Origin of the sequence: Saccharopolyspora gloriosae (assembly GCF_014203325.1) — a bacterium.
In the GTDB taxonomy this organism is placed as follows: Bacteria; Actinomycetota; Actinomycetes; order Mycobacteriales; family Pseudonocardiaceae; genus Saccharopolyspora_C; species Saccharopolyspora_C gloriosae.
Genome location: NZ_JACHIV010000001.1, coordinates 1,955,842 through 1,975,452, shown reverse-complemented (window position 1 = coordinate 1,975,452; position 19,611 = coordinate 1,955,842). Strand labels below are relative to the sequence as shown.

Sequence of the window (19,611 nt, the reverse complement as noted above, 5' to 3'; positions counted from 1 at the left end):
GATGCGCCTCCAGTGCCGCACCGGCCGCGCCGGTGATGTCGTCGCTGCGCCACCGCCGCCGGTGGCCTCGGCCAGTGCACCACCGCCGGACCGCACGCGGGGGTTCGGCCGCCACAGATCACATGTCCGCGGCGCTCGGCCGAATCGGTGATGTTCGTTCCGGCCTGACGAGTGAAGACCGGCATCGGATCATGTCCACGTCTTTTCGTTCGCTCGCAATCATGTCCGGACATGCCGGAACACCGATCGGGAAAAACCGCCCGCGCACCGGAATGTTCCACCTCTTCCCGCCGTCCACTGAGAACTCCGTCCACTGTGCACGCCGCTTTCGATTCGTTACCGAAATCGACCGGGACGATCGCTTTCCTCCCGAAAACCCGCAGCGGTTCCTTTTCGCGGGAAATACCCGATTTCACCGACTCCCCGGTAGCGGCGTGCCCATACTCCTCACCGTGACGACACTTTCACCGGAGCAGATCGCTCAGCACGCCTACGACGCGGGTTTCCGCGGCGAGGCATTGTCCACCGCGGTGGCGGTGGCGATGGCCGAATCCAGCGGGAACACCGAAGCGCACAACGGTCAGGAACCCGACGACTCGTACGGTCTCTGGCAGATCAACCTGCACGGCGACCTCGGTCCGGGCCGCCGCGAGCGATTCGGCCTGAGTTCCGATGACGAACTGCTCGACCCGGCGAAGAACGCCGAGGCGGCTTACTCGATCGCCGGGAACGGCGAGAACTTCGTCCCGTGGTCGACCTACAACGACGGCACCTACAAGGAACACCTCGACGAAGCCCAGAAGGCCGCCGCCGCGATCGAGGGCGGCGGGGACACCGGCCCCTCCGGACCGCCGGGCGGGAGCACCGAGCAACCATCCGGACCGCCCGCCGACAGCGGCGGCCAGGACAACGGCTTCACCGTGGAAACGGATCTCCTCACCGACTACGCCAAAGCCGTGGAGGGGATCGCCGAAGAACTGGGGAACATCGGCAAGCGCGCCCTCGATTCGGTGACCGGCCTCGCCCCGAACAGCTTCGGCGAGGTCGGCGAGGAGACGGGATTCGCCGGCGCGCTGGCCGATCTGAGCAAGAGCCTCGACAAGCAGGTCGCCGCGGTCGGCGAGAGCGCCCGCTCGCTCGGGCAGGCCGCCGCGGACGCGGCCAAGACGTACCTCGACGCGGACGACGAGTCGATCAAGGCACTGGAAGGCGTCCTGAAGCTCTGACACGGGGGAGGAACAGGTGGATGTGGCAGCGATCGCCACGAAGTTCGTCGGCGAGCTCACCGCGCACCAGGGCAAGTTGGAAGGCGATGCCGGGGGCGTGCAGGACGCGCAGGGCGCGTTGGAGCGAGCCGCCGAAGGGGTCCGGCAGCAGAGCGACGCCCAGCGCGAAGCGGCCGAGACGCTGCTGGGCGGCTGGCAGAGCAAGGCCATCGACGGTTTCAAGCAGCAGGTGGAGAAACTCACCACCGACCTCGCGACCACCGCGGAGGCCAGCGCGGAGGCCGCGAAGATCGCGGGCGAAGTGTCCCAGGCGCTCGGCGGCAGGCACGACACCGTCGGCGGCCTCATCGGCGACTTCGTCGAGAAGTCCACGCAGTTCCTGGGCGCCGGGCTCGCCGCGGTGGGGCTCAACGCTCCGGGTGGCCTGATGCAGGCCGCCGCGCAGCTCAGCGACCTGGCGGGCGGGTTCATCAAGGACTCCGGCGGGGAGCTCAAGGGAGCTCAGGACGAGATGGAGCGGGCCGCGCAGAAGCTGCGCGAGTTGCAGCAGCGCCTCGACGGCGACGGCATCGCCGATCCGCCGAAGGAGCAGGAGACGGACGGGCCCGGCGAGGACCGGGGCGACGCCGGGCAGGACAAGCCGGGATCGAAGACCGAGGACATCCTCGCGAGGGCGCGCGAGAACCTGGGCTTCGAGGAAGGCCCGAACGACAAGAACAAGTGGGGTCCGGACGGGCAGCCGTGGTGCTCCTACTTCGCCACCTCCATGTGGCAGGAAGCCGGGGTGGACATCGGCAGCCTCGGCTACAGCGGCGACGTCTACAAGTGGGGCCAGGAGCACGGGACCGCCTACGACCAGGATTCCCTTGCGGAGAGCGCGAAACCGGGCGACGCGCTGCTGTTCGGCACCGGACCGGACCAGATGCAGAGCACCCACATCGGCATCATCGAAAAGGTCGAAGGCAACCAGATCACCACGATCGAAGGCAATTCCAGCGACAAGGTGCAGCGGATGACCTACACGCTTCCCGACGACGCGGACAAGTTCTACGGAGGGGTGCATCCCGAATGACCACCGGACGTGCGGAACGCGGCGGCGTCGCCGTCGAAGTCTCTCCCGGCGGAGCGCTGCGCTCCCTCGTGCTGGACCCGAGCGCGCTGCGCGGCGGCGGCGCCAAGCTGGCGAGCACGATCACGACCCTGGCCCACGAGGCGAACGCCCAGGCCACCCGCGCTGCGGCGCGCGACCCCCGGCTCGCGGGGCTGAGCGCGCAAGACCGCGCGGCGCTGGGACTGGAACCGGGCGACGCCGCCCGCCACGACGAGGACCGGAGGTAGCGATGGGCGACGGACGCAGCGTCAAGACGCTGATCGCGATAGCCGAGAGCTTGCCCGCGAATCGCGGGCTGGCCGCGGGAATGGCCGAGATCCGCGGCACGGCCACCGGCGAGGGCATCTCGCTGTCGGTCGACCTGAACGGCCTGCTCACCGAGCTCACCGTGTCGGAGCAGGCGATCGCGCTAGGACCGCAGCGGCTGGCCGCCGAGATCACCCGGCTCAGCGCCGAGGCGTGCGCGGAGTCGACGCGGCGGGGCCTCGTCGCGCTGGAATGGGGCTGCGGTCGCGGTGTGGCCGCCGCGATCGGCGAGCGACTCGCCCCCGCCGAGCAGCCCGGCACACCGGCCCGAACCCGCGGCCGGGACTCCGACGAGGACGACGAGGACTTCACCGACTCGTCGCGAACGACGCCCTGGGCGTCGAACCGCCCCGCGTGGGGGCGGTGAGCACCACGGCACCCGGTACGGTTCGGGGGTGCGTGTTGAGGTGCTCTCCGACCATCCGCGGTTCGCCGCCCGCCGTACCGAGCAGGCCGCCGAGCAGCGGCGCAGCCGGTACGAACAGGCGGTGGCGGACGTGCGGGCGCGGCACGCCGCGCGGCGCTGGTGGCAGGTGTGGAAGCTCCTGCCCCAGTGGCTGGAGCTTCGCAGGCTCCAGGCGCAGCGCCCGGCCGACGAAGACCAGGTGCAGCACCGGTTGGCCCAGCAGGAAGCCGGGATCGAGGCCGAGGACGCGATGACCTCGGCGCTCGACCGGCTCTCCGACGACTGGACGGTGTTCCGCGGTTACCGCAACGGCCGCGGCGAAGTCGACCACCTGGTGGTGGGTCCCGGCGGGATCTGGGCCATCGAGGTGAAGAACCACCCCGGCAAGGTGCACGTGGACGGGGATTCCTGGCGTTCCGAGGTGTTCGACCGCTACGGCAACCTCGTCGAGAACCGCACCCTCACCGACCGCAGCGGACGCAGCTGGGGCCGCCAGGTCACCGACGTGTCCAAGGCACTGGCGGACTTCCTGCAGAAGCGGGGCCGCCAAGCGCTGGTGCGCTCGGTGGTCGTCATCATCAACCCCCGCGCCCAGCTCGGCACCGTGCGCCGCCCCGGTTTGGCGCTGGTCAGCGTCGGCACCGACGAAGTGGTGCGCACCCTGCGCCAAGCCCCGCCGACGCTCGGCCCCGCCAGCGCCGACGAGGTGGCCCGGCTAGTGCGCCGAGACCACGCCTTCCACGAAAAGCGCCGAGCCAGCCGTGATGGTTGAAGGCTCGATTCTTCCGGCTTGAGTAGCGGGTCAGGTAGCGGAACCTCAGCGGTTTCCTCGCTGCGGGATCATTTTTCCAAGTGGCTCCGCCACGAGGAAAAATGCTGTCCTCGCGAGGAAACCGCTGAGAACCCGCGGCGGCGCCGGTTGCTCAAGCTGGTCGCTGCTCAGCGGCTTCGCCGCTGACAGGACACTGACTACGAACACTGATGGGCGTTGCGGTTTCGCCGCACCGGCGGCTATGCGGGTCGTTGCGAACGTTGCCATGACGAGAGGTGGTGCAATGCCCATTCCAGCGGGCCTCGTCCGAGCAGCGTCCGCCACAACGTGGCGCACACCAGCGTGATCGCGGTCAGCACCAGCCATGAGGCCCACGAGGCGGGAAGTCCGATCGCGGCCAGCGCCACGATGTGCCCCGCGTACGAGGTGAGCGCGAGCGCCCCGACCGAAGCGATCGGCAGCAGCAGCGCTCCCGCGCGTTCCGCGAGCAGGCACAGCCCGATCACGAGCACCGCCACCCCGGTCGCTCCGATGATCTCGACGGGACTGCCGCTGTGCGCGCCCGCCGACAGCAGGTAGATCGGGTCCGTGGTGGGCACCGCGCCGAACCCGGTGGCCAGCGTCGCGTCCACGACCTCCGGCGGCAGCGCCCCGCCGAACAGCTCCAGCACCCGGTCCCGCCCGCCGAACACGTGCATCGCCAGCCACGATCCGCCGTAGCCGAGCAGCGCGAGCCCGCCGCCGACGAGCACGAGCCTGCCGCGCACCGCCCGCAGGTCGAGCCTGCCCAGCGCCATTCCCGCGAGCACGAACGGCAGCCACGTCAGCACCGGGTAGGCACCGGTGAGCAGCACGTGCTGCAGCGCGGTGCCCGCCGCTTCCCATGATCCGAACGACTCGAAACGGGGAGTGACGCCGAGTTCCTGCTGCGGCGGCATGGCCGATCGGACGAGGAACGACACCAGCGGACCGGCGACGGCGAGCACCGCCGCCGCGACGGCGAGCGCCGCGGAACGCAGGCGCAGCAACGGGATCGACAGCAGGAACAGCACGGCGTACGACGTCAAGATCACCATGACCGGCGTCTGCAGCGCGGTCAGCGCGAGCCCCAGCACGAACAGCACCACCGCGCGCACCGCGATCCGCGGCGCGGCCGACCGGCCGGTCGCCGGGTTCGCGCCACCGCTGAGCAGCGCGATCGACAAGCCCGCGAGCACCGCGAACAACGCCGCCGAGCGCCCGGCCACGAGCGCGTGCAGCGGTCCCTGCGGCGGCCCGGTGTGCGCGGCGAACATCCCCAGCACGGCCAGGCCGCGGGCGGCGTCCACCCCGACGAGCCGCGCGGTCTCGCGGGGGTCGATTTTCCTCGTCTCGCCCGAGGAAAGCGTAGTTGTGGTCACCTGACGATCGTTGCGGAACGAGCTCGCGCGGAGATCCCCCTTCGAGGTCGCGATACCTACGACTTCCGGCCGGCGGTCGTACGTCCCGCCTCGCCCGATCGGCCGTCCCGGTCTCGCCGGCGGTAGCGGGACGTCCCTGCCTCACCTGGCGACGAGTTCACCGACCCCGGCCCGGTAGGCGATGCGCTCGGCGGACACCTCCGGCGGCACGTCCGGACGCCAGTGCGACGGCGCCACCAGGCCGGGCGGGACGAGTTCCAGCCCGCCCAGCAGCGCGTCGATCTGCTCCGGCGAACGCCAGTAGCTCGGCGGGTTGACGTTCCGGTACACCTCCGCGACGCGGTCGGCGGTCTCCTGCGGCAATCCCGCCGCCGTCGCGTGCGAAAGCGCGAGGTAGCTGCCTGGCACGAGGCCGTCGAGGTAGCCGCGCACGACCTCGGTCGTCTCCTGGTAGTCGGCGATGAAGTTCAGCACCGAGACCATCAGCAGGCCGACCGGGCGGGCGGTGTCGAGCAGTCCGGTCGCCGTCGCGCCGTCCAACACGCCCCGCACGTCGCGGAGGTCGGCCTCGATGATGTCCGCCTGCTTGACGTCGCCCAGCAGTTGCCTGCTGTGCGCGACCGCCACGGGTTCCTTGTCGACGTAGACCACGCGCACCGACGGGTCGAGCACGTGCGCGATCTCGTGCACGTTGCCGACGGTGGGCACGCCGGAACCGAGGTCGAGGAACTGCTCCACTCCCTGCTCGACGAGGTAGCGGACCGCCCGGCCGAGGAATCCGCGGTTCGCGCGGATCGAGTGGACCGTGTCGGGCATGGCCTCGATGACCTTCCGGCCGGCTTCCCTGTCGATCTCGAAGTTCGCCGAACCGCCCAGGAAGTAGTCGTACATGCGGGCCGAATTGGGGCGCCGCACGTCGATGTCCTCGGTGCGTTCCTGTCGCGCTCCAGGCCGCCCCATGGCCCCACCTCCGACTCACCGGTGCATCACTTCACGTTACTGCACCAGCACTTTCGGTGACGCCGCTGTTCGGCCGCTCCTAGCCGCCGAGGACCGCGAGGCCGGTGAGCGCGGTCCTGATGCGCTCGGGCACGCGAACGGGACGCCGGGTCTCCCGGTCGACGTACACGTGCACGAAGCGACCCAGCGAGGCCGGTTCGGCGGCACCGTTGCCGAACACGGCGAGCCGGTACACCACACTGGAGTTGCCCAGCCGCTCCAAGCCCACACCCACCTCGACGTCATCGGGAAAACCGAGTTCGGCGAGGTACCGGCAGTTCGTCTCGACGACCAGCCCGATCTCGGGGAACTCGCGGATGTCGGCCCCGGTGGCGCGCATCAGCCAGCCGTTGACCGCCGTGTCGAACCACGAGTAGTGCACGACGTTGTTGACGTGCCCGTAGACGTCGTTGTCGGACCAGCGCGTGGTGATCGGCCAGAGGACGGTGAAATCCGCGCGACCCGGCGGGGTTTCGGCAGGTTCGACCATGGCGCCGACCCTAGTCACCGGCCGGATCCGCGTCCGCGTCGAGTGCCGCGGCCATGGCGGCGAGGCCCGCGACGACGTGCTCCTCGACGGCGGGCTTGGCCAGGCCGAGCTCGGCGAGCACGCCGCCGCCGTTCTCCTGCTCCAGCATCGCCAGCAGGACGTGCTCGGTGCCGACGTGGTTGTGCTCCAGGCGCAGCGCCTCGCGGAAGGTCAGTTCCAGCACCTTCTTCGCGCCCCCGTCGAACGGGATCAGGTCGGGCACCTCGTCCACCCCGGCGGGCAGCGGCGCCGCGGCGGCTCGGCGCACGGCCTCCGGGGCGATGCCGTGCGCGGTGATCGCGCGCATGGCCAGGCCCCCCGGTTCGGCGAGCAGCCCGAGCAGCAGGTGCTCCGGCCGGATCTCGGTGTTGCCCGCGGCGCGCGCCTCGTTCTGCGCGGCCAGCACGACGTTGCGGGCGCGCGGCGTGAACCGGCCGAATCCTTGTGCCGGGTCGAGGTCGGGCGTGCCGCCCTTCGGCAGGAAGCGCTGCTGCGCCGCCTGCTTCGTGACGCCCATGCCCGCGCCGATCTCCTTCCAGGACGCGCCGGAACGGCGCGCCTGGTCGACGAAGTGGCCGATGAGGTGGTCGGAGACCTCACCGAGGTGGTCGGCCGCGATGACCGCGGCGGAGAGCCGGTCGAGCGCACCGGAGTGCACGTTCGTGATGGCGTCGATCAGGTCGTCGAGGCGAACGGGGTTCGCCAGCTGCAACGGTTCGCTCATGCGTCAACCCTAGGTTGACGATCATCGGCCGTCAACCTTCGGTTGACGATGGCTCGGCCACTCGCTGCGCGGCGAGCACCGCCGCCCGCCGGATCCCCGCTGCGTCCCGACCCCGTGGGCCGCCGTCGATCTTGCCGACCGCCAGAGCCGACAGCGCCATCGACCGCGCGATCCCCAGCAGCACGATGAGCAGGTCCGCCGGATGCCAGGAGGCATCGACGTGCCCGTCGGCCTGCCCCTGCCGGATCGCGTCGATCTTCGGGCGCAGCGCGGTCAGCCGCAGGTCGTCCGCCGCCAGCCGCTCGGGCTCGTCCAGGTCGATCCACGCCTGCAGCCGGGCGCTCTGCGGGTTGTCCAGGTAGTGGTCGAACAACCTGCCCACGTAGCCCGCAACGTCGTCGCCGCGCACCGCGGTCCGCTCGTCGACGTCGACGACCCACTGCCGGACGACCTCGTCGAACAACGCCTGCTTGCTGGGGAAGTACGCGTAGAGCCGGTCCTTGCTGGCGCGCGCCTCGGTCGCGATTCGGTTGATCCGGGCCCCGGCGACACCGCGGGCGGCGAACTCGGCGGTGGCGGCGGCGAGAATCCGCTCCCGCGTGGCATGTCCTGCTGCGCGCATCGGGCGAGACTACCTTGCCGAACCGTTCAGTTCGGGAGTACGGTCGGCCGCCGAACCGCTTGGTTCGGCAACGCAGCCCGCCGCAGCCCAGGAGTTGACGTGCACCTCGACCAAGCCCGCGCCCGGTTCACCGCACTGCGCGACCAGGACTCCGGCGTCTGCCCCGACGAGCTAGACGAGATCTGGGCCGCGCTGGACACCGTGGCCGCCGCGGACGTGCTCGGCGCTTGGCGGGGCGCCGACTTCGCCACCGGCCACCGGCTCGGCAGGCAGCTCATCGCCGCTCGCTGGCACGGCAAGACCTTCCACTCGGTGCTCGACGCGAAGCCGCTGATCTGCCGGGACGCCGACGGAGAACTGTTCTCGAACGTCGAGCTCGGCGGCGGCGAGGCGACGCTGTGGGACGTCGAGTTCCGCGGCGAGGTGACCGCGACGATGGTCTACGACGGGCGCCCCGTGCTCGACCACTTCAAGCAGGTCGACCCGAACACCCTGATGGGGATCATGAACGGCCGACCGGAACAGGTCCTCGACGACGGGCGCTTCTACTACTTCCTGCTCGAACGCACCTGACCGGCCCGCCCGCAGCGGCCCCCTGAGGGCGGCTCCGCGCCGCACGCGACAGCGCCGTCCGCACGAGCGCGACCGCCTCGCTCAGCCCGGCCACCGCGGCCGGGACGCGGATTCGAGATCGGCTCAGATCGAGGGGTTCATGCAGATCACCGCAGCCGTCGTCCCGGAACCGGGCGGCGAGTTCGTGCTGGAGACCGTTGCGCTCGACGATCCGCGCGACGACGAGATCCTGGTGCGCGTCACCGCTGCCGGGCTGTGCCACACCGACCTGGTCGCCAAGGACGATCCGCGCCGGCGGGAGCCCATCGTCCTGGGGCACGAGGGCACCGGCGTGGTCGAGCGGGTCGGCGCCGCCGTGACCGGGATCGAGCCCGGCGACCGGGTGGCGCTGAGCTATCGCAGCTGCGGGCGCTGCCGCCCGTGCCGAGCGGGCGACCGGCCCTACTGCGAGCAGGCCCGGCGGCTCAACAGCGCGGGCCGGCGCCCGGACGGGTCACCGACGCTGACGCGGCGGGGCGAACCGGTGGCGGGTTCGTTCTTCGGCCAGTCCTGCTTCGCCACGCACGCCTTGGCCACCGCCGACAACGCCGTGGTGATCGGCGAGCGGGTGGATCCGCTCGTCGCGGCCCCGATGGGGTGCGGATTCCAGACCGGGGCCGGTGCGGTGCTCAACGCGCTGCGGCCGGACGCCGGTTCGAGCCTGGCGATCTTCGGCGCGGGCGGGGTCGGCCTGGCCGCGCTGCTGGCGGCGAGATCCGCCGGGGTGCGCACGATCATCGCCGTCGACGTGCAGCCCCGGCGGCGGGAACGCGCGCTGCGGCTGGGCGCGGACGACGCGCTGGACCCGGCGCGGACCGACGTCGTCGCGGCGATCGCGCAGCGCACCGGCGGCGGCGTGACGCACGCGCTGGAGGCGACCGGGCTCGCGGCCGTGCTGACCCAGGCGGTGGCCGCGCTGGGTGCCACCGGCGTGGCCGCCGTGGTCGGGCTCGGGGCGGCGGAAGCAACGCTGAACCTGCGCGACCTGCTCTACCGCGGCAAGACCGTCCGCGGCTGCATCGAAGGCGACGCGGTGCCGCAGCGGTTCATCCCGGAACTGCTGGAGCTGCACGCCGCCGGGCGGTTCCCCGTGCGGGACCTCGTCGCGGAGTACCGCTTCGCCGACATCAACGCGGCGGTCGCCGACCAGCGCTCCGGGACGGCGGTGAAGCCCGTGCTCGTCTGGTGATCCCGCGCGGACGACGGCGGATCGGTCCTTGATCGGGACCCGGTTCGCTGGTTGCCTTGGTGGCTCGTCCGGCTAGGAGGAGGGACTCGTGCGCCTCTACGCGCAGACACCGGCGCGCGCCGGTAGGCAGGTGCTGCACGACCGGGGCGCCGTCGCCTGGTGCGCGGTGTTCGCCTGGCTGGCCCACCGGGCCTACCTGGCCGTGCTGGAGTGGCAGGCGCCCGGCCTGCGGATGATCGACGCCGGGCAGGACCTCGACCGCACCCTGGGCGACGCCGCTCGCACCGCGAGCAGGGTGCCGCTGGTCGGCGACGACCTGGCCGGTGCCCTCAGCAGAGCAACCGCCGCCGGTGACATGCTCACCGACGCGGGGCGGACGCAGGCCGACGCGGTGAGCGCGGGGGCACCGGCCGCCGCCGGGCTGGTGCTGCTGCTGGCGCTGATCCCGCTGGTGCGGTGGTGGCTGCTGCCCCGGATCGCGTACGCGCGAGCGGCCACCTCGGCGCAGGAATTGCGCACCGCCGCACCGGATCTGCTCGCGCTGCGCGCACTGTCCACTGTGCCCTATCGCGAACTCCGCGCGGTGCACGAAGATCCGGCCGCGGCGTGGCGCGAAGGCTCGCGTCCCGTCATCGACGGCCTGGCCGCCCTGCACCTCGCCCGACTCGGCCTCCGACCCTCCGAACCACCGCAGCACCGCCCCGGCCGGTGACACCGCGCGCGTTCCGGTATTCCCGCGTCACATCGGAGAGCCCGCGCGGGGCCGGTTGCGTCGGGATGTAGCGTGGAAAGCGGTTGAGCCCACAGCCGCGAACAGACTTCCCCGCCGAGAGCGTGCGCTCGGCCGTGACGTCGCGGCGCTCCCGCCGCCGTCCGGTGATCACTTCGGCGACCACGAGGAGTCCCCGCGAGCGCGCGATCCGCTTCGGAAGCCGCCGAGGTCCGGGCCGCGCGGATCTCCCGCGGAGGACTCGTTAGGAGACGGCATGAGTGCGACTTCCACCACGTTCGGCCTGGTACCGCCGCAGGCCTCCCCCTCCGGTGTCCAGCAGGCGCCCGACATCCCGGCGCCCGCCAGAGGTGACCGCCCGCAACGCCGCGCGGACCACCACGGCGGTGCGCTCGAACTGCGCCTCGACCGGCCCAGCTCGGACACGATCGTCCTCGCGGTGCACGGCGAGGTGGACACCAGCACCGTCCGGCGGCTGCGCGAGCTGCTGTGGCACCGGCTCGCCTCGTGCACCGGCACCGTCGTGCTGGACCTCTCCGCGATGACCTTCGTCAACACCAGCGGCCTGCACCTGCTGGACCAGTGCCAGCGCCGCGCCGAGGAGCACGACATCTCGTTCCGCGTGGTGCGCGACGACCAGGGCCTCCTGCTTCGGTTGCTGGACCTGGCCGACGCGCACGTGCGATTCCTGGTGCACGCCGACCTGCGCAGCGCCTTGTCCCCGCGCTGACGGCGGATGGCCGGCCCAGGTCAGCGGATCAGGCGCTCTCGTCCCAGTCGATGCCGATGGGCCCGTCGGAGACGAGCAGGAACTCGCAGCCGTGCACGGGGTCGGCCTCCTCGGGGCCGTAGACGTGTCCCGCCTGCACGCCGCGCACCGAGTTCGCGCCGACCCAGCCCTCGTCGCCGAAGCGCAGCGCGCCCTTGACCATGTGGTAGGTCGTGTTGAACGGGTGACTGTGCGCGGGCGCCGAGTAGCCCGGCGGGAACCAGGCGTAGAAGACGTTCGGCGCGAGGATCTTCACCTGCGCCGCGTTCTCGCCGCCGGGCAGGTGCGGGTCCTCGAACGGAACCCAGGGTTCCTCCTCGAGGACCTTCGCCCACACGGTCGGAACGTCGTTGTCGATGCTCATCGGCGGTAGATCTCCAGTCCGGGAGGCGGTGGGGGAACGCTTGCGTGGCGGACAGTCTGCCCCCTGCGGCGAGCGGAGATCCACCGCCCCCGGCGCCGATTTTCGGCATATACCTTGGGTTTTATGCCGCAGCGGTGGCTCCCTGCTACTCCGGCGACACCGCACGCCCGCGGCTCACACGAACGGTGGAACCGACGGGAACGTGCTCACGGGCGGTGCCCGCTTCGGCTCACCCGGCCGGAGCGGGCTCCGCTTCGGAGAGCCGAGCGTGCAGCCTGGCGCTGTGCTCGTCGAGCCCGGTGATCTCGACGGCCACGCCGCGCGCCGCGAACCGCGCGACCAGCGCGGTGACCACCGGGGAGTCCCACACCGGGCCCAGCGGTTCCCGCATCTCGTCGAGCGACCGACGGTGGCCGCCGCGCACGACGACCACCGGGTCCGCTTCAGCGACCGCCCGTCACCTGCCGAGGCTGCCGCGCAGGTTCGCGGTGTAGCGCTCCCCCGCCGTCGAGCCGGGCGGGAACGTCTCGGACAGTTCGGCGACCAGCTCCGCGGGCAGCTCCAGCCGGGCCGCCTCCAGGTTCGCGTCCAGGTTGGCCGCGCGCCGGGTGCCGGGGATCGGCACGACGTCGTCGCCCTGCGCCAGCAACCAGCCCAGCGCGAGCGCGGCGGGCGTGGTGCCCAGCTCCTCCGCTCGCGCCCGCAGCCGATCGACGCGGGTCAGGTTCTGCTCCAGCGCCTCCTCGGAGAACCGCGGGTAGCGCGCCTGCCTGCCCGCCAGGTTCTCCACGTCCGAGGCGCTGCGGATCGACCCGCCGAGCACGCCGCGCCCCAGCGGCGAGTAGGCCACCACGCCCACCCCGAGCTCCCTGGCGACGGGCAGCAGCTCCGCCTCCAGGTCGCGGGTGAACAGCGAGTACTCCTCCTGCGTCACCGCGATCGGGTGCACCGCGTGCGCGCGCCGCAGGGTCTCGGCCGACACCTCGGACAACCCGATGTAGCGGGCCTTGCCCTGCTCGACGATCTCCGCGAGCGCGCCCACGCTGTCCTCGATCGGCGTCGACGGATCGACCCGGTGCAGGTAGTACACGTCGACGTGATCGGTACCGAGCCGCTTCAGGCTGGAGTCGATCGCTTCGCGGATCCGCTCCGGGCGCCCCAGGCCTTCCCCGCCGCCGCCACCGGTCTTGGTCGCCAGCGCCACCCGCTCCCGCAGGCCGCCGGACAGCGCGCCGCCGAGCAGCAGCTCGTTGTGCCCGTTGCCGTACACGTCGGCGGTGTCGATGAGGTCGATGCCGGCCTCGACGAGGTGCCGGATCAGCTCCCGCGACTCGCCGTCGTCGGCCTCGCCGTACACCCCGGACAGCCCCATCGCCCCGTACCCGAGCGCGCTCACCGCGGGGCCGCGAGCACCGAGCCGGTGCCGTGGGATGTCGTCTCGCCGAGTCAAAGCCATCAGCCGTGACCTTCCTTGTCGCCGTCGTCCGCACTTCGCGGCGGACCCTCACCAGCACCAACGACCGGCCCCGCGCCGCGCTTCCCGCCCGGAGGAACTTCCCGCACTCCGGACGGTCGAAAGGCGCCCCCCGCGCGAGCACGTGCCCGTGGCGTGGAACCCCGGGTCAGCTGTGCCAGTTGCGGTAGAGGCGGACCGCGTTGCGCAGGGCCATCGTCACCGTCATCGGGCCGATGCGCGGGACGAACACCCCGGCGGATTCCACGACGTCGTCGTCGTAGTTCTTCAGCGTGGAGAAGTTGATGCAGGTCGCGCCCGGCTTGATCTCGGCGGCGCGCACCAGCGGGAACTCCCGCGAGGGCACACCGGTGACGACCACGTCGGCCTCGGCGAGCGCGGTCGCGCGGTCCACGGAGGTGGGGCGGACCTCGTAGGAGCCCTTGCCGTGCGAGGGCACGTAGGCCAGCGGGCCGTCGACGTCGAAGGACGTGACCTCGGCGCCGTCGTTGGCCATCATCGCCGCCAGCGGCTGGCCGACGATCTCGCTGCGGTTGAACACGCACGCCTTCAGCCCGGCCAGCGGTTCGGCGGCGCCGCGCTCACCGACCTCGGCCTGCTCGATGAGCTTGAGCACCGCCAGCGGCGTGCACGGCAGCACGGCGCGCTTGGTGTGCTCGGTGTCGATGTAGCGGCGGTTCTCGTAGAGGCAGCGGCTCCAGAACGAGTGCAGGCCCTCGACGTCCTTGCGCGGGTCGACGAGCTCCCGCAACCAGCGGTCCTGCGCGAGCCCCATGATCGGGTAGTACAGGAAGATCCCGTGCACGCCCGGGTCGCTGCCCGCCTCGTGCACGGCGCGCTCGACGTCGCCGGCGGGCAGCACCCGCTGGTCGAAGCGGATCCCGACCTTCTCGCAGCCGCGCCGGGTGTACTCGGCGTAGGTCTGGGTGGGGCCATCGCCTTCGACGCGGAAACCGGTCAGCGTCAGCGGTTCCGGCAGCGCGGCCACCTCGGCGCGGATCTCCGCGCGGAAGTCGTCGGCGAGGGCACTGGGATCGAGCAGTCGAGCGGACACGGGTAGTTCTCTAGCACAGCGGCCGACCTCCGGCGACGCCGCCCCACACCGCCACGGGCCGCCTTCCAGTGCCCTGACCAGCCGATCAGCCATTGCGAAACCGTCGAGTTCCGCTGTCGCCGAGGGTCGGTGTGTCCGATGTCAACCCGAGTCGACGCCCACGAAGCCCTGATCGTGGCACGGCGCCGCCCGCTCCACGGCGACGATGCCGCGCACTCACGCAGTGGGATGGTCTGGTCGCCGGGCGCGGCGCTCTGGTGACCTTGCGGGCATGTCGGCACAACTCCGCTTCGGCGTGTGGGCGCTCGTCTACGGCAACTGGGCCTCCTTCCACCACCCGGAAGACCCGGTGGACGCGTCCTGGGAACGCAACAAACGGCAGATCCTGGAAGCCGAGCAGCTCGGCTACGACACGACGCTGATCGCCCAGCACGTGGTCAACCCGTTCGGCGAGGAGCACGACCAGCTCGACGCGTGGACGGCGGCGGCCGGGCTGGCCGCGCTGACCGAGCGCATCGAGATCATCGCGGCGATCAAGCCCTACCTCTACCACCCTGTAGTGCTGGCCAAGCAGGCGTTGCAGATCGAGGAGATCAGCGGCGGGCGCTTCGGCATCAACCTCGTCAACGCCTGGTTCAAGCCGGAGCTGGAACGCGCGGGCATCGGGTTCGCCGAGCACGACGCGCGCTACGCCTACGGCACCGAGTGGCTCACCGTGGTGCGCGGGCTGCTCTCCGGCGAACGCACCACGTTCCACGGCGAGCACTTCCACGTCGACGACTACCTGCTCAAACCCGCCAGCAGGACGCGGGAGCGGCCCGCGGTCTACCTCGGCGGCGAATCCGATCCGGCGCGGGCGCTGGCGGCCGAGCAGGCCGACACCTGGTTCATCAACGGCCAGCCGCAGCAGGACGTGCACGCGTTGATCAAGGACGTGGCGGGTCGTCCGCGCACCGGGGATCCGCTGCGGTACGCGCTGTCCGCGTTCGTCATCGCCCGCGAGACCGAGGCGGAAGCCCGGGAAGTCCTCGCGTACCAGTGGGAACTGGCCGAGAAGGGCCAGGCGACCTGGGACGGACTGGTCGCGAAGGCGGACCCGAAGGCCGTCATGTTCCAGACCTTCGCCAAGCACCCGCACATCGGCACAAACGGCGGCACCGCCGCGGGACTGGTCGGCAGCTACGACCAGGTGGCGCAGCGGATCCTGGAGTTCCACGAGCTCGGCATCAGCACGCTGATGCTCCAGTTCCAGCCGTTCGAATCCGAGCAGCGCCGCTTCGCCCACGAGGTCATTCCCCGCTTCCGCGCACTGAGCCCGTGAACTCGTCCTGCCCAGGGCCGTCTTCGATCTTGTCGTTCGAAGTGAACGGCATCGCTGGTCGTCGTCCTGTCAGCGGCGAAGCCGCTGAGCAGCGACCACCTGCGCACGTGGACCACCCGCGGGTTCTCAGTTGCTTCCTCGCGAGGACAGCGATTTCGCCGGTGGCGGAGCCAGAAAAATTGATCCCGCAGCGAGGAAGCAACTGAGGTTCCGCCGCCCGGCCCCCACGCAAGCCGAGGACGAAGCCCCCGCCCGGTCCCGTGGGATCCCGTTCGCCGCGACCCTCGCGGGATCCCACGGGTTCCGCCGGCGTGCGGCGGTCCGGGGGTCAGGCGATGTTCGACGGCCGCACCAGGCCCTCGGCGAGGTCGCCGAACCCGGGCGCGGGAATCGCCCCCGGATTCTGCACGATCTCCTCCACCAGCAGGGTTTCCGTGGTCAGCAGCAGCGAGGCGATGGAGGCCGCGCTCTCCAACGCCGAACGCGTCACCTTGAACGGGTCGATCACGCCGAAGGCGAACATGTCGCCGTACTCACCGGTCAGCGCGTTGAACCCGTGGCCGACGGGCAGCTCGGCGACCTTCGCCAGCACCTCGTCCGCGGGGTGGCCCGCGTTGATCGCGATCCAGCGCAGCGGTTCGGCCAGCGAGCGGCGCACGATCTCCCGCCCCACGGCGGCGTCCCCGGTCAGCGAGCTCGGCCCGAGCGTGGCCGCGGCTCGCACCAGGGCAGCGCCACCACCGGCGAGCAGGCCCTCCTCGATCGCCGCCCGCGTCGCGGACACCGCGTCCTCCACCCGGTGCTGCTTCTCCTTGAGCTCGACCGCGGTGGCCGCCCCCACGCGCAGCACCGCCACGCTGCCGGACAGGTGCGCGATGCGGTCCTGCAACGAATCCCGGTCGTGATCGTTCTCGGCGCGGTCGAACTCGCGCTTGAGCTGATCGATGCGGGCCGAGACGTCCTCGCCCCGCCCGGCGCCACCGACGATGGTCGTGCTGTTCGCGGTGACCGTGACCTTCTCGCAGCTGCCCAGGTGGTCCAGCTGCACCGACTCCAGGCTCAGCCCCGCGTCTCCGGTGATCACCCGGCCGCCGGAGAGCGCGGCGATGTCGCCCAGCTGCGCGAGCCGCCGGTGCCCGAAACCGGGCGAGCGCACCGCCACCGACCGGAACGTGCCGTGCACGTTGTTGGTGACCAGCATGCCCAGCGGCGGCCCCTGCACGTCCTCGGCGAGGATCAGCAGCGGGCGACCGGTGCGGGTGACCTGCTCCAGCACCGGCATCAACGTCTGCACCTGGCTGATCTTCTCGTTGGTGAGCAGGATCAGCGGGTTCTCGAAGACCGTCTCCATCCGCTGCTCGTCGGTGACCATGTACGGCGAGAGGTAGCCGTGGTCGAACTCCAAGCCGTCCACGAAGTCCACGTCGATGCCGACGGTCGGGGACTCTTCGACGGTGACGACGCCGGTGGTGCCGACCCGGTCCATGGCCACGGCGATGAGCTCGCCGATCTCCGGGTCGTTGTTCGCAGACAGCGACGCCACCTGGGCCAGGTCCTGCTTGCCGCAGACCTGCCGCGCCCCGGCGCGCAGCACGTCGACGACCTCCGCCGCCGCCTGCTGGATGCCCCGCTTGAGCAGCATCGGGTTGGCGCCCTCGTCGACCGCGAGCAGCCCTTCGCGGACCAGCGCCTGCGCCAGCACCGTCGCCGTGGTCGTGCCGTCCCCGGCGACGCCGTTGGTCTTGTCCGCGACCTCCTTCGCGAGCTGGGCGCCCATGTTCGCGAACGGGTCCCGCAGCTGGATCTCGCGGGCGATCGTGACGCCGTCGTTGGTGATCGTGGGCGGGCCGGTGAGCTTCTCGATCACCGCGTTGCGGCCCTTGGGGCCGAGCGTGACCTTGACCGCGTCGGCCAGCGCGTTCACCCCCGATTCCAGCAACGCCCTGGCCTGCCGGTCGAACCGGAGTTCCTTCGCCATCGTGGTCTCCTTCGCGCTCCGGGACTGCGTTTGCTTCGCTTCGACGGTGCTGCGCCGGTGTCAGACCGCTTGCAGCGTTCCGTCCGATGTGGACCGATCGGCGGCTTCGATCTCGGCGCGGATCAGCACTCGGACGGTGTCCTGCTCCGCTCCCCGCTCGATCCGCCAGCCGCGCGCCCGCCACTCGGCCAGGCCTCGATCGGCGCAGCGCTCGTGACCGGGTTGCGCGGTGTCCGCGGCCGGGATCGAGGTGTCCAGCCGCACCGCGCGCAGCGCCGGGATCGCCGCCATCGCCCGCTGCGCCGCGGGCAGGAAGCCGTCGTCGCCCTCGCACCGGACGGACGCCGGCAACCGCAGCAGGACCCGCACCTGGTGGCCGTCGGTGGAGACCGCGGTGACGAACCCCCGCACCCCCAGCGCGAGCCGGCCCTCGCGGGGGCAGACCTGTTGCAGCGACCGCCAGATCTGGGTCAGCACGCGGCTGCGGAATTCAGGATCGGACATGGCTTTCCCCGTTCCTCCGAGCGCGGGCGCGGCGCCGGTGGGCGGCCGCGCCCGCCACGATCGGTCAGTTCACCGGCGTCAGGTCGAAGTCGATGTACTCGGCGGCGTCCTCCGGGTTCGCGAACAGCACCGTGCGGTCGTCGAGGTGCACCATGCGCCCGTAGTGGGTGGACATGATCTCCTCGAAGTCCGACTGGTCGAACTCGAAACCGATCTCGTCGGCGATCTCCTCGAAGTCGAAGACCAACGTGCCCTGCCCGTCGACGCGGATCATGGAAGGCAGGTGGTCGACCCGCACCTCCGCCTTGCGAGCCATGATCTCGGCGACGATGTGGCCGTTCTGGTTGTTCATCAGCGTCACGCCGCACATGCCGGAAGCGGTCGCACTCATGACGTTCACCCCTTCTGCTCGGTGAGCCCGAATTCGCCGAGCACCGCGGCGAATCCTTCATCGGCTGCGGTCCAGGAATCGGCGAAGGTGATGACCTTCTCCTGCGGCTGGGACCAGATCGGCTGGAGCTCGTGCGCTGCGTTGCGGCACATCGGCGCCCACCGCCGGACCCAGCCCTGCATGACGTCCCGGTTCGCCGCCCCGAATTCGGGGTCCTCGGCCAGCATCCGGAACAGCGCGCTGCTGTAGCCGAGGTCCCGCTCGTGATCGTTCTCGCCGGTGCCGACCAGTGACGGGGTCACGTAGTCGCCGTTGCGCGCGGCGATCTGCATCACGAGGTGGCTGCGGAACAGGACTCCGATCAGCGACTCGAACACGACGTTGGCCGCGAACAGCGCCTCGGCCCAGTCTCCGATGGCGGTGAGGTGCTCGACGACCTCCCGCACCGGCTGCCACACCGGGTCCTCCCGCCACACCCCGCGGTGCGCCGAACCGTCGAATTCCAGGCCCGATTCGGCCAGGTCCAGGTTGTAGAGCGCGAGGTCCTGGGCGAACCGCAGCTTGTGCGCGGCGTTCACCGCGATCGCAGTGTTGATCATGTTGGTGGGCCCGGAGCGCTGCGCGGCGGTGAACACGTGCATGCCCAGCCCGTTCTCCGCGTGCATCCACGCGCCGAGGTGGCGCTCCACGAACCGCGTCCAGCCGGGGGGCCAGCCGCTGTAGGCACCGGCCTGCTTGGCGTTGGTGAGGTTCTGCTGGATCTGCCGGACCACGTTGGCGTTGTTCCGGAAGATCGTCTGCTCCCACTCCTCGTTGGGATCCCGGAACGCGTGCCAATCCGAGGACTTCAGCGCCGTCCACTCCTTCGGATAGCCGCCCTCGCCGTCGCCGAAGCCGTAGATCCAGCCCTGCGTGAGGTGCCGCTCCGGGTCGGGCTGCACGTCGAAGGTGACGTCCTCGTACATCGTGGCGCGCATCTTGCGGGGGCTGAAGTAGTTGTACGCGCGGGAACCCGAGCTGGGGAACTCCAGCGCTCCCGCCTCCGCGTCGGTGAACTCCGGTTTGGGGAAGCTGCGATTGCGGCTCGCGGACGCCGGCGTTTCCTGCGTCGTCATGGCCGTCCTCCTTGC

At 71.2% G+C, this 19,611-nt stretch carries 23 protein-coding genes; 10 read left to right on the top strand and 13 right to left on the bottom strand.

Annotation, left to right across the window (positions count from 1 at the left end):
• Positions 1 to 122: 122 nt before the first annotated feature.
• From BJ969_RS09015 to BJ969_RS08995, 5 genes are read left to right on the top strand one after another with little or no spacing between them, the layout of a single operon-like run.
• Positions 123 to 1,226, top strand: a complete 1,104-nt coding sequence (locus BJ969_RS09015) for a transglycosylase SLT domain-containing protein (protein ID WP_246456721.1) — start codon at positions 123 to 125, stop codon at positions 1,224 to 1,226.
• Positions 1,227 to 1,242: 16 nt separating this feature from the next.
• On the top strand, positions 1,243 to 2,298 hold the full coding sequence (locus BJ969_RS09010) for a CHAP domain-containing protein (protein WP_184478369.1): 1,056 nt from the start codon (positions 1,243 to 1,245) through the stop codon (positions 2,296 to 2,298).
• Positions 2,295 to 2,564 (top strand): YbaB/EbfC family DNA-binding protein, encoded by a 270-nt coding sequence (locus tag BJ969_RS09005; protein WP_184478367.1) that lies wholly within the window; start codon positions 2,295 to 2,297, stop codon positions 2,562 to 2,564. Before BJ969_RS09010 ends, BJ969_RS09005 begins: the two co-directional genes overlap by 4 nt.
• Before the next feature lie 2 nt (positions 2,565 to 2,566).
• Positions 2,567 to 3,010: a hypothetical protein gene (locus BJ969_RS09000; protein WP_184478365.1), complete on the top strand. Its 444-nt coding sequence runs from the start codon at positions 2,567 to 2,569 to the stop codon at positions 3,008 to 3,010.
• A 28-nt stretch (positions 3,011 to 3,038) separates the two neighbouring features.
• The gene (locus tag BJ969_RS08995) at positions 3,039 to 3,821 is read left to right on the top strand and encodes an NERD domain-containing protein (protein WP_184478363.1); all 783 of its coding nucleotides are present in this window, start codon (positions 3,039 to 3,041) and stop codon (positions 3,819 to 3,821) included.
• A gap of 239 nt (positions 3,822 to 4,060) precedes the next feature.
• Here the strand turns inward: BJ969_RS08995 and BJ969_RS08990 are convergent, their stop codons facing one another.
• The 5 genes from BJ969_RS08990 to BJ969_RS08970 all read right to left on the bottom strand — a co-directional run bounded on the left by BJ969_RS08990 (position 4,061) and on the right by BJ969_RS08970 (position 8,095).
• Positions 4,061 to 5,221: a heparan-alpha-glucosaminide N-acetyltransferase domain-containing protein gene (locus tag BJ969_RS08990; RefSeq protein ID WP_343071307.1), complete on the bottom strand. Its 1,161-nt coding sequence runs from the start codon at positions 5,219 to 5,221 to the stop codon at positions 4,061 to 4,063.
• A gap of 141 nt (positions 5,222 to 5,362) precedes the next feature.
• Positions 5,363 to 6,181: an SAM-dependent methyltransferase gene (locus BJ969_RS08985; protein ID WP_184478361.1), complete on the bottom strand. Its 819-nt coding sequence runs from the start codon at positions 6,179 to 6,181 to the stop codon at positions 5,363 to 5,365.
• A gap of 79 nt (positions 6,182 to 6,260) precedes the next feature.
• Entirely contained in the window at positions 6,261 to 6,710 is a 450-nt protein-coding gene (locus BJ969_RS08980) for an acyl-CoA thioesterase (RefSeq protein WP_184478359.1), read from the bottom strand.
• A 10-nt stretch (positions 6,711 to 6,720) separates the two neighbouring features.
• Positions 6,721 to 7,473: a Clp protease N-terminal domain-containing protein gene (locus BJ969_RS08975; protein ID WP_184478357.1), complete on the bottom strand. Its 753-nt coding sequence runs from the start codon at positions 7,471 to 7,473 to the stop codon at positions 6,721 to 6,723.
• A 31-nt stretch (positions 7,474 to 7,504) separates the two neighbouring features.
• On the bottom strand, positions 7,505 to 8,095 hold the full coding sequence (locus BJ969_RS08970; RefSeq protein WP_184478355.1) for a TetR family transcriptional regulator: 591 nt from the start codon (positions 8,093 to 8,095) through the stop codon (positions 7,505 to 7,507).
• A gap of 99 nt (positions 8,096 to 8,194) precedes the next feature.
• Here BJ969_RS08970 and BJ969_RS08965 point away from each other — a divergent pair, with 99 nt between their 5' ends.
• The 4 genes from BJ969_RS08965 (at position 8,195) to BJ969_RS08950 (ending at position 11,356) form a co-directional block, all read left to right on the top strand.
• Positions 8,195 to 8,668, top strand: a complete 474-nt coding sequence (locus tag BJ969_RS08965) for a DUF4334 domain-containing protein (protein ID WP_184478352.1) — start codon at positions 8,195 to 8,197, stop codon at positions 8,666 to 8,668.
• Between the two features lie 139 nt (positions 8,669 to 8,807).
• Entirely contained in the window at positions 8,808 to 9,896 is a 1,089-nt protein-coding gene (locus BJ969_RS08960; protein WP_184478351.1) for an NAD(P)-dependent alcohol dehydrogenase, read from the top strand.
• A gap of 88 nt (positions 9,897 to 9,984) precedes the next feature.
• Positions 9,985 to 10,608: a hypothetical protein gene (locus BJ969_RS08955; protein ID WP_184478350.1), complete on the top strand. Its 624-nt coding sequence runs from the start codon at positions 9,985 to 9,987 to the stop codon at positions 10,606 to 10,608.
• 274 nt (positions 10,609 to 10,882) lie between these two features.
• Entirely contained in the window at positions 10,883 to 11,356 is a 474-nt protein-coding gene (locus tag BJ969_RS08950) for an STAS domain-containing protein (RefSeq protein ID WP_184478349.1), read from the top strand.
• Positions 11,357 to 11,384: 28 nt separating this feature from the next.
• Here BJ969_RS08950 and BJ969_RS08945 read toward each other — a convergent pair whose 3' ends face one another.
• From BJ969_RS08945 to BJ969_RS08930, 4 genes are all read right to left on the bottom strand, one after another.
• Positions 11,385 to 11,759, bottom strand: a complete 375-nt coding sequence (locus tag BJ969_RS08945; RefSeq protein ID WP_184478348.1) for a hypothetical protein — start codon at positions 11,757 to 11,759, stop codon at positions 11,385 to 11,387.
• 229 nt (positions 11,760 to 11,988) lie between these two features.
• Positions 11,989 to 12,150 carry a hypothetical protein gene (locus tag BJ969_RS08940; RefSeq protein ID WP_184478347.1) on the bottom strand — a complete coding sequence of 54 codons (162 nt, stop codon included), beginning with the start codon at positions 12,148 to 12,150 and terminating at the stop codon, positions 11,989 to 11,991.
• Positions 12,151 to 12,216: 66 nt separating this feature from the next.
• A complete protein-coding gene (locus tag BJ969_RS08935; RefSeq protein WP_184478346.1) occupies positions 12,217 to 13,215 on the bottom strand; it encodes an aldo/keto reductase in 999 nt (332 codons plus the stop codon).
• A gap of 166 nt (positions 13,216 to 13,381) precedes the next feature.
• Positions 13,382 to 14,287, bottom strand: a complete 906-nt coding sequence (locus BJ969_RS08930; RefSeq protein WP_221315754.1) for a tetrahydrofolate dehydrogenase/cyclohydrolase catalytic domain-containing protein — start codon at positions 14,285 to 14,287, stop codon at positions 13,382 to 13,384.
• 271 nt (positions 14,288 to 14,558) lie between these two features.
• Between BJ969_RS08930 and BJ969_RS08925 the strand changes: the two genes are divergently transcribed.
• On the top strand, positions 14,559 to 15,608 hold the full coding sequence (locus BJ969_RS08925; protein ID WP_184478344.1) for an LLM class flavin-dependent oxidoreductase: 1,050 nt from the start codon (positions 14,559 to 14,561) through the stop codon (positions 15,606 to 15,608).
• 328 nt (positions 15,609 to 15,936) lie between these two features.
• Here BJ969_RS08925 and groL read toward each other — a convergent pair whose 3' ends face one another.
• The 4 genes from groL to BJ969_RS08905 all read right to left on the bottom strand — a co-directional run bounded on the left by groL (position 15,937) and on the right by BJ969_RS08905 (position 19,596).
• Entirely contained in the window at positions 15,937 to 17,586 is a 1,650-nt protein-coding gene (gene groL, locus BJ969_RS08920; RefSeq protein WP_184478343.1) for a chaperonin GroEL, read from the bottom strand.
• Between the two features lie 60 nt (positions 17,587 to 17,646).
• The gene (locus BJ969_RS08915; RefSeq protein WP_184478342.1) at positions 17,647 to 18,090 is read right to left on the bottom strand and encodes a hypothetical protein; all 444 of its coding nucleotides are present in this window, start codon (positions 18,088 to 18,090) and stop codon (positions 17,647 to 17,649) included.
• Between the two features lie 64 nt (positions 18,091 to 18,154).
• The gene (gene mimD, locus BJ969_RS08910) at positions 18,155 to 18,481 is read right to left on the bottom strand and encodes a propane 2-monooxygenase effector subunit MimD (RefSeq protein WP_184478341.1); all 327 of its coding nucleotides are present in this window, start codon (positions 18,479 to 18,481) and stop codon (positions 18,155 to 18,157) included.
• Between the two features lie 5 nt (positions 18,482 to 18,486).
• Entirely contained in the window at positions 18,487 to 19,596 is a 1,110-nt protein-coding gene (locus BJ969_RS08905; RefSeq protein WP_184478340.1) for an aromatic/alkene monooxygenase hydroxylase subunit beta, read from the bottom strand.
• Between the last annotated feature and the right edge of the window lie 15 nt (positions 19,597 to 19,611).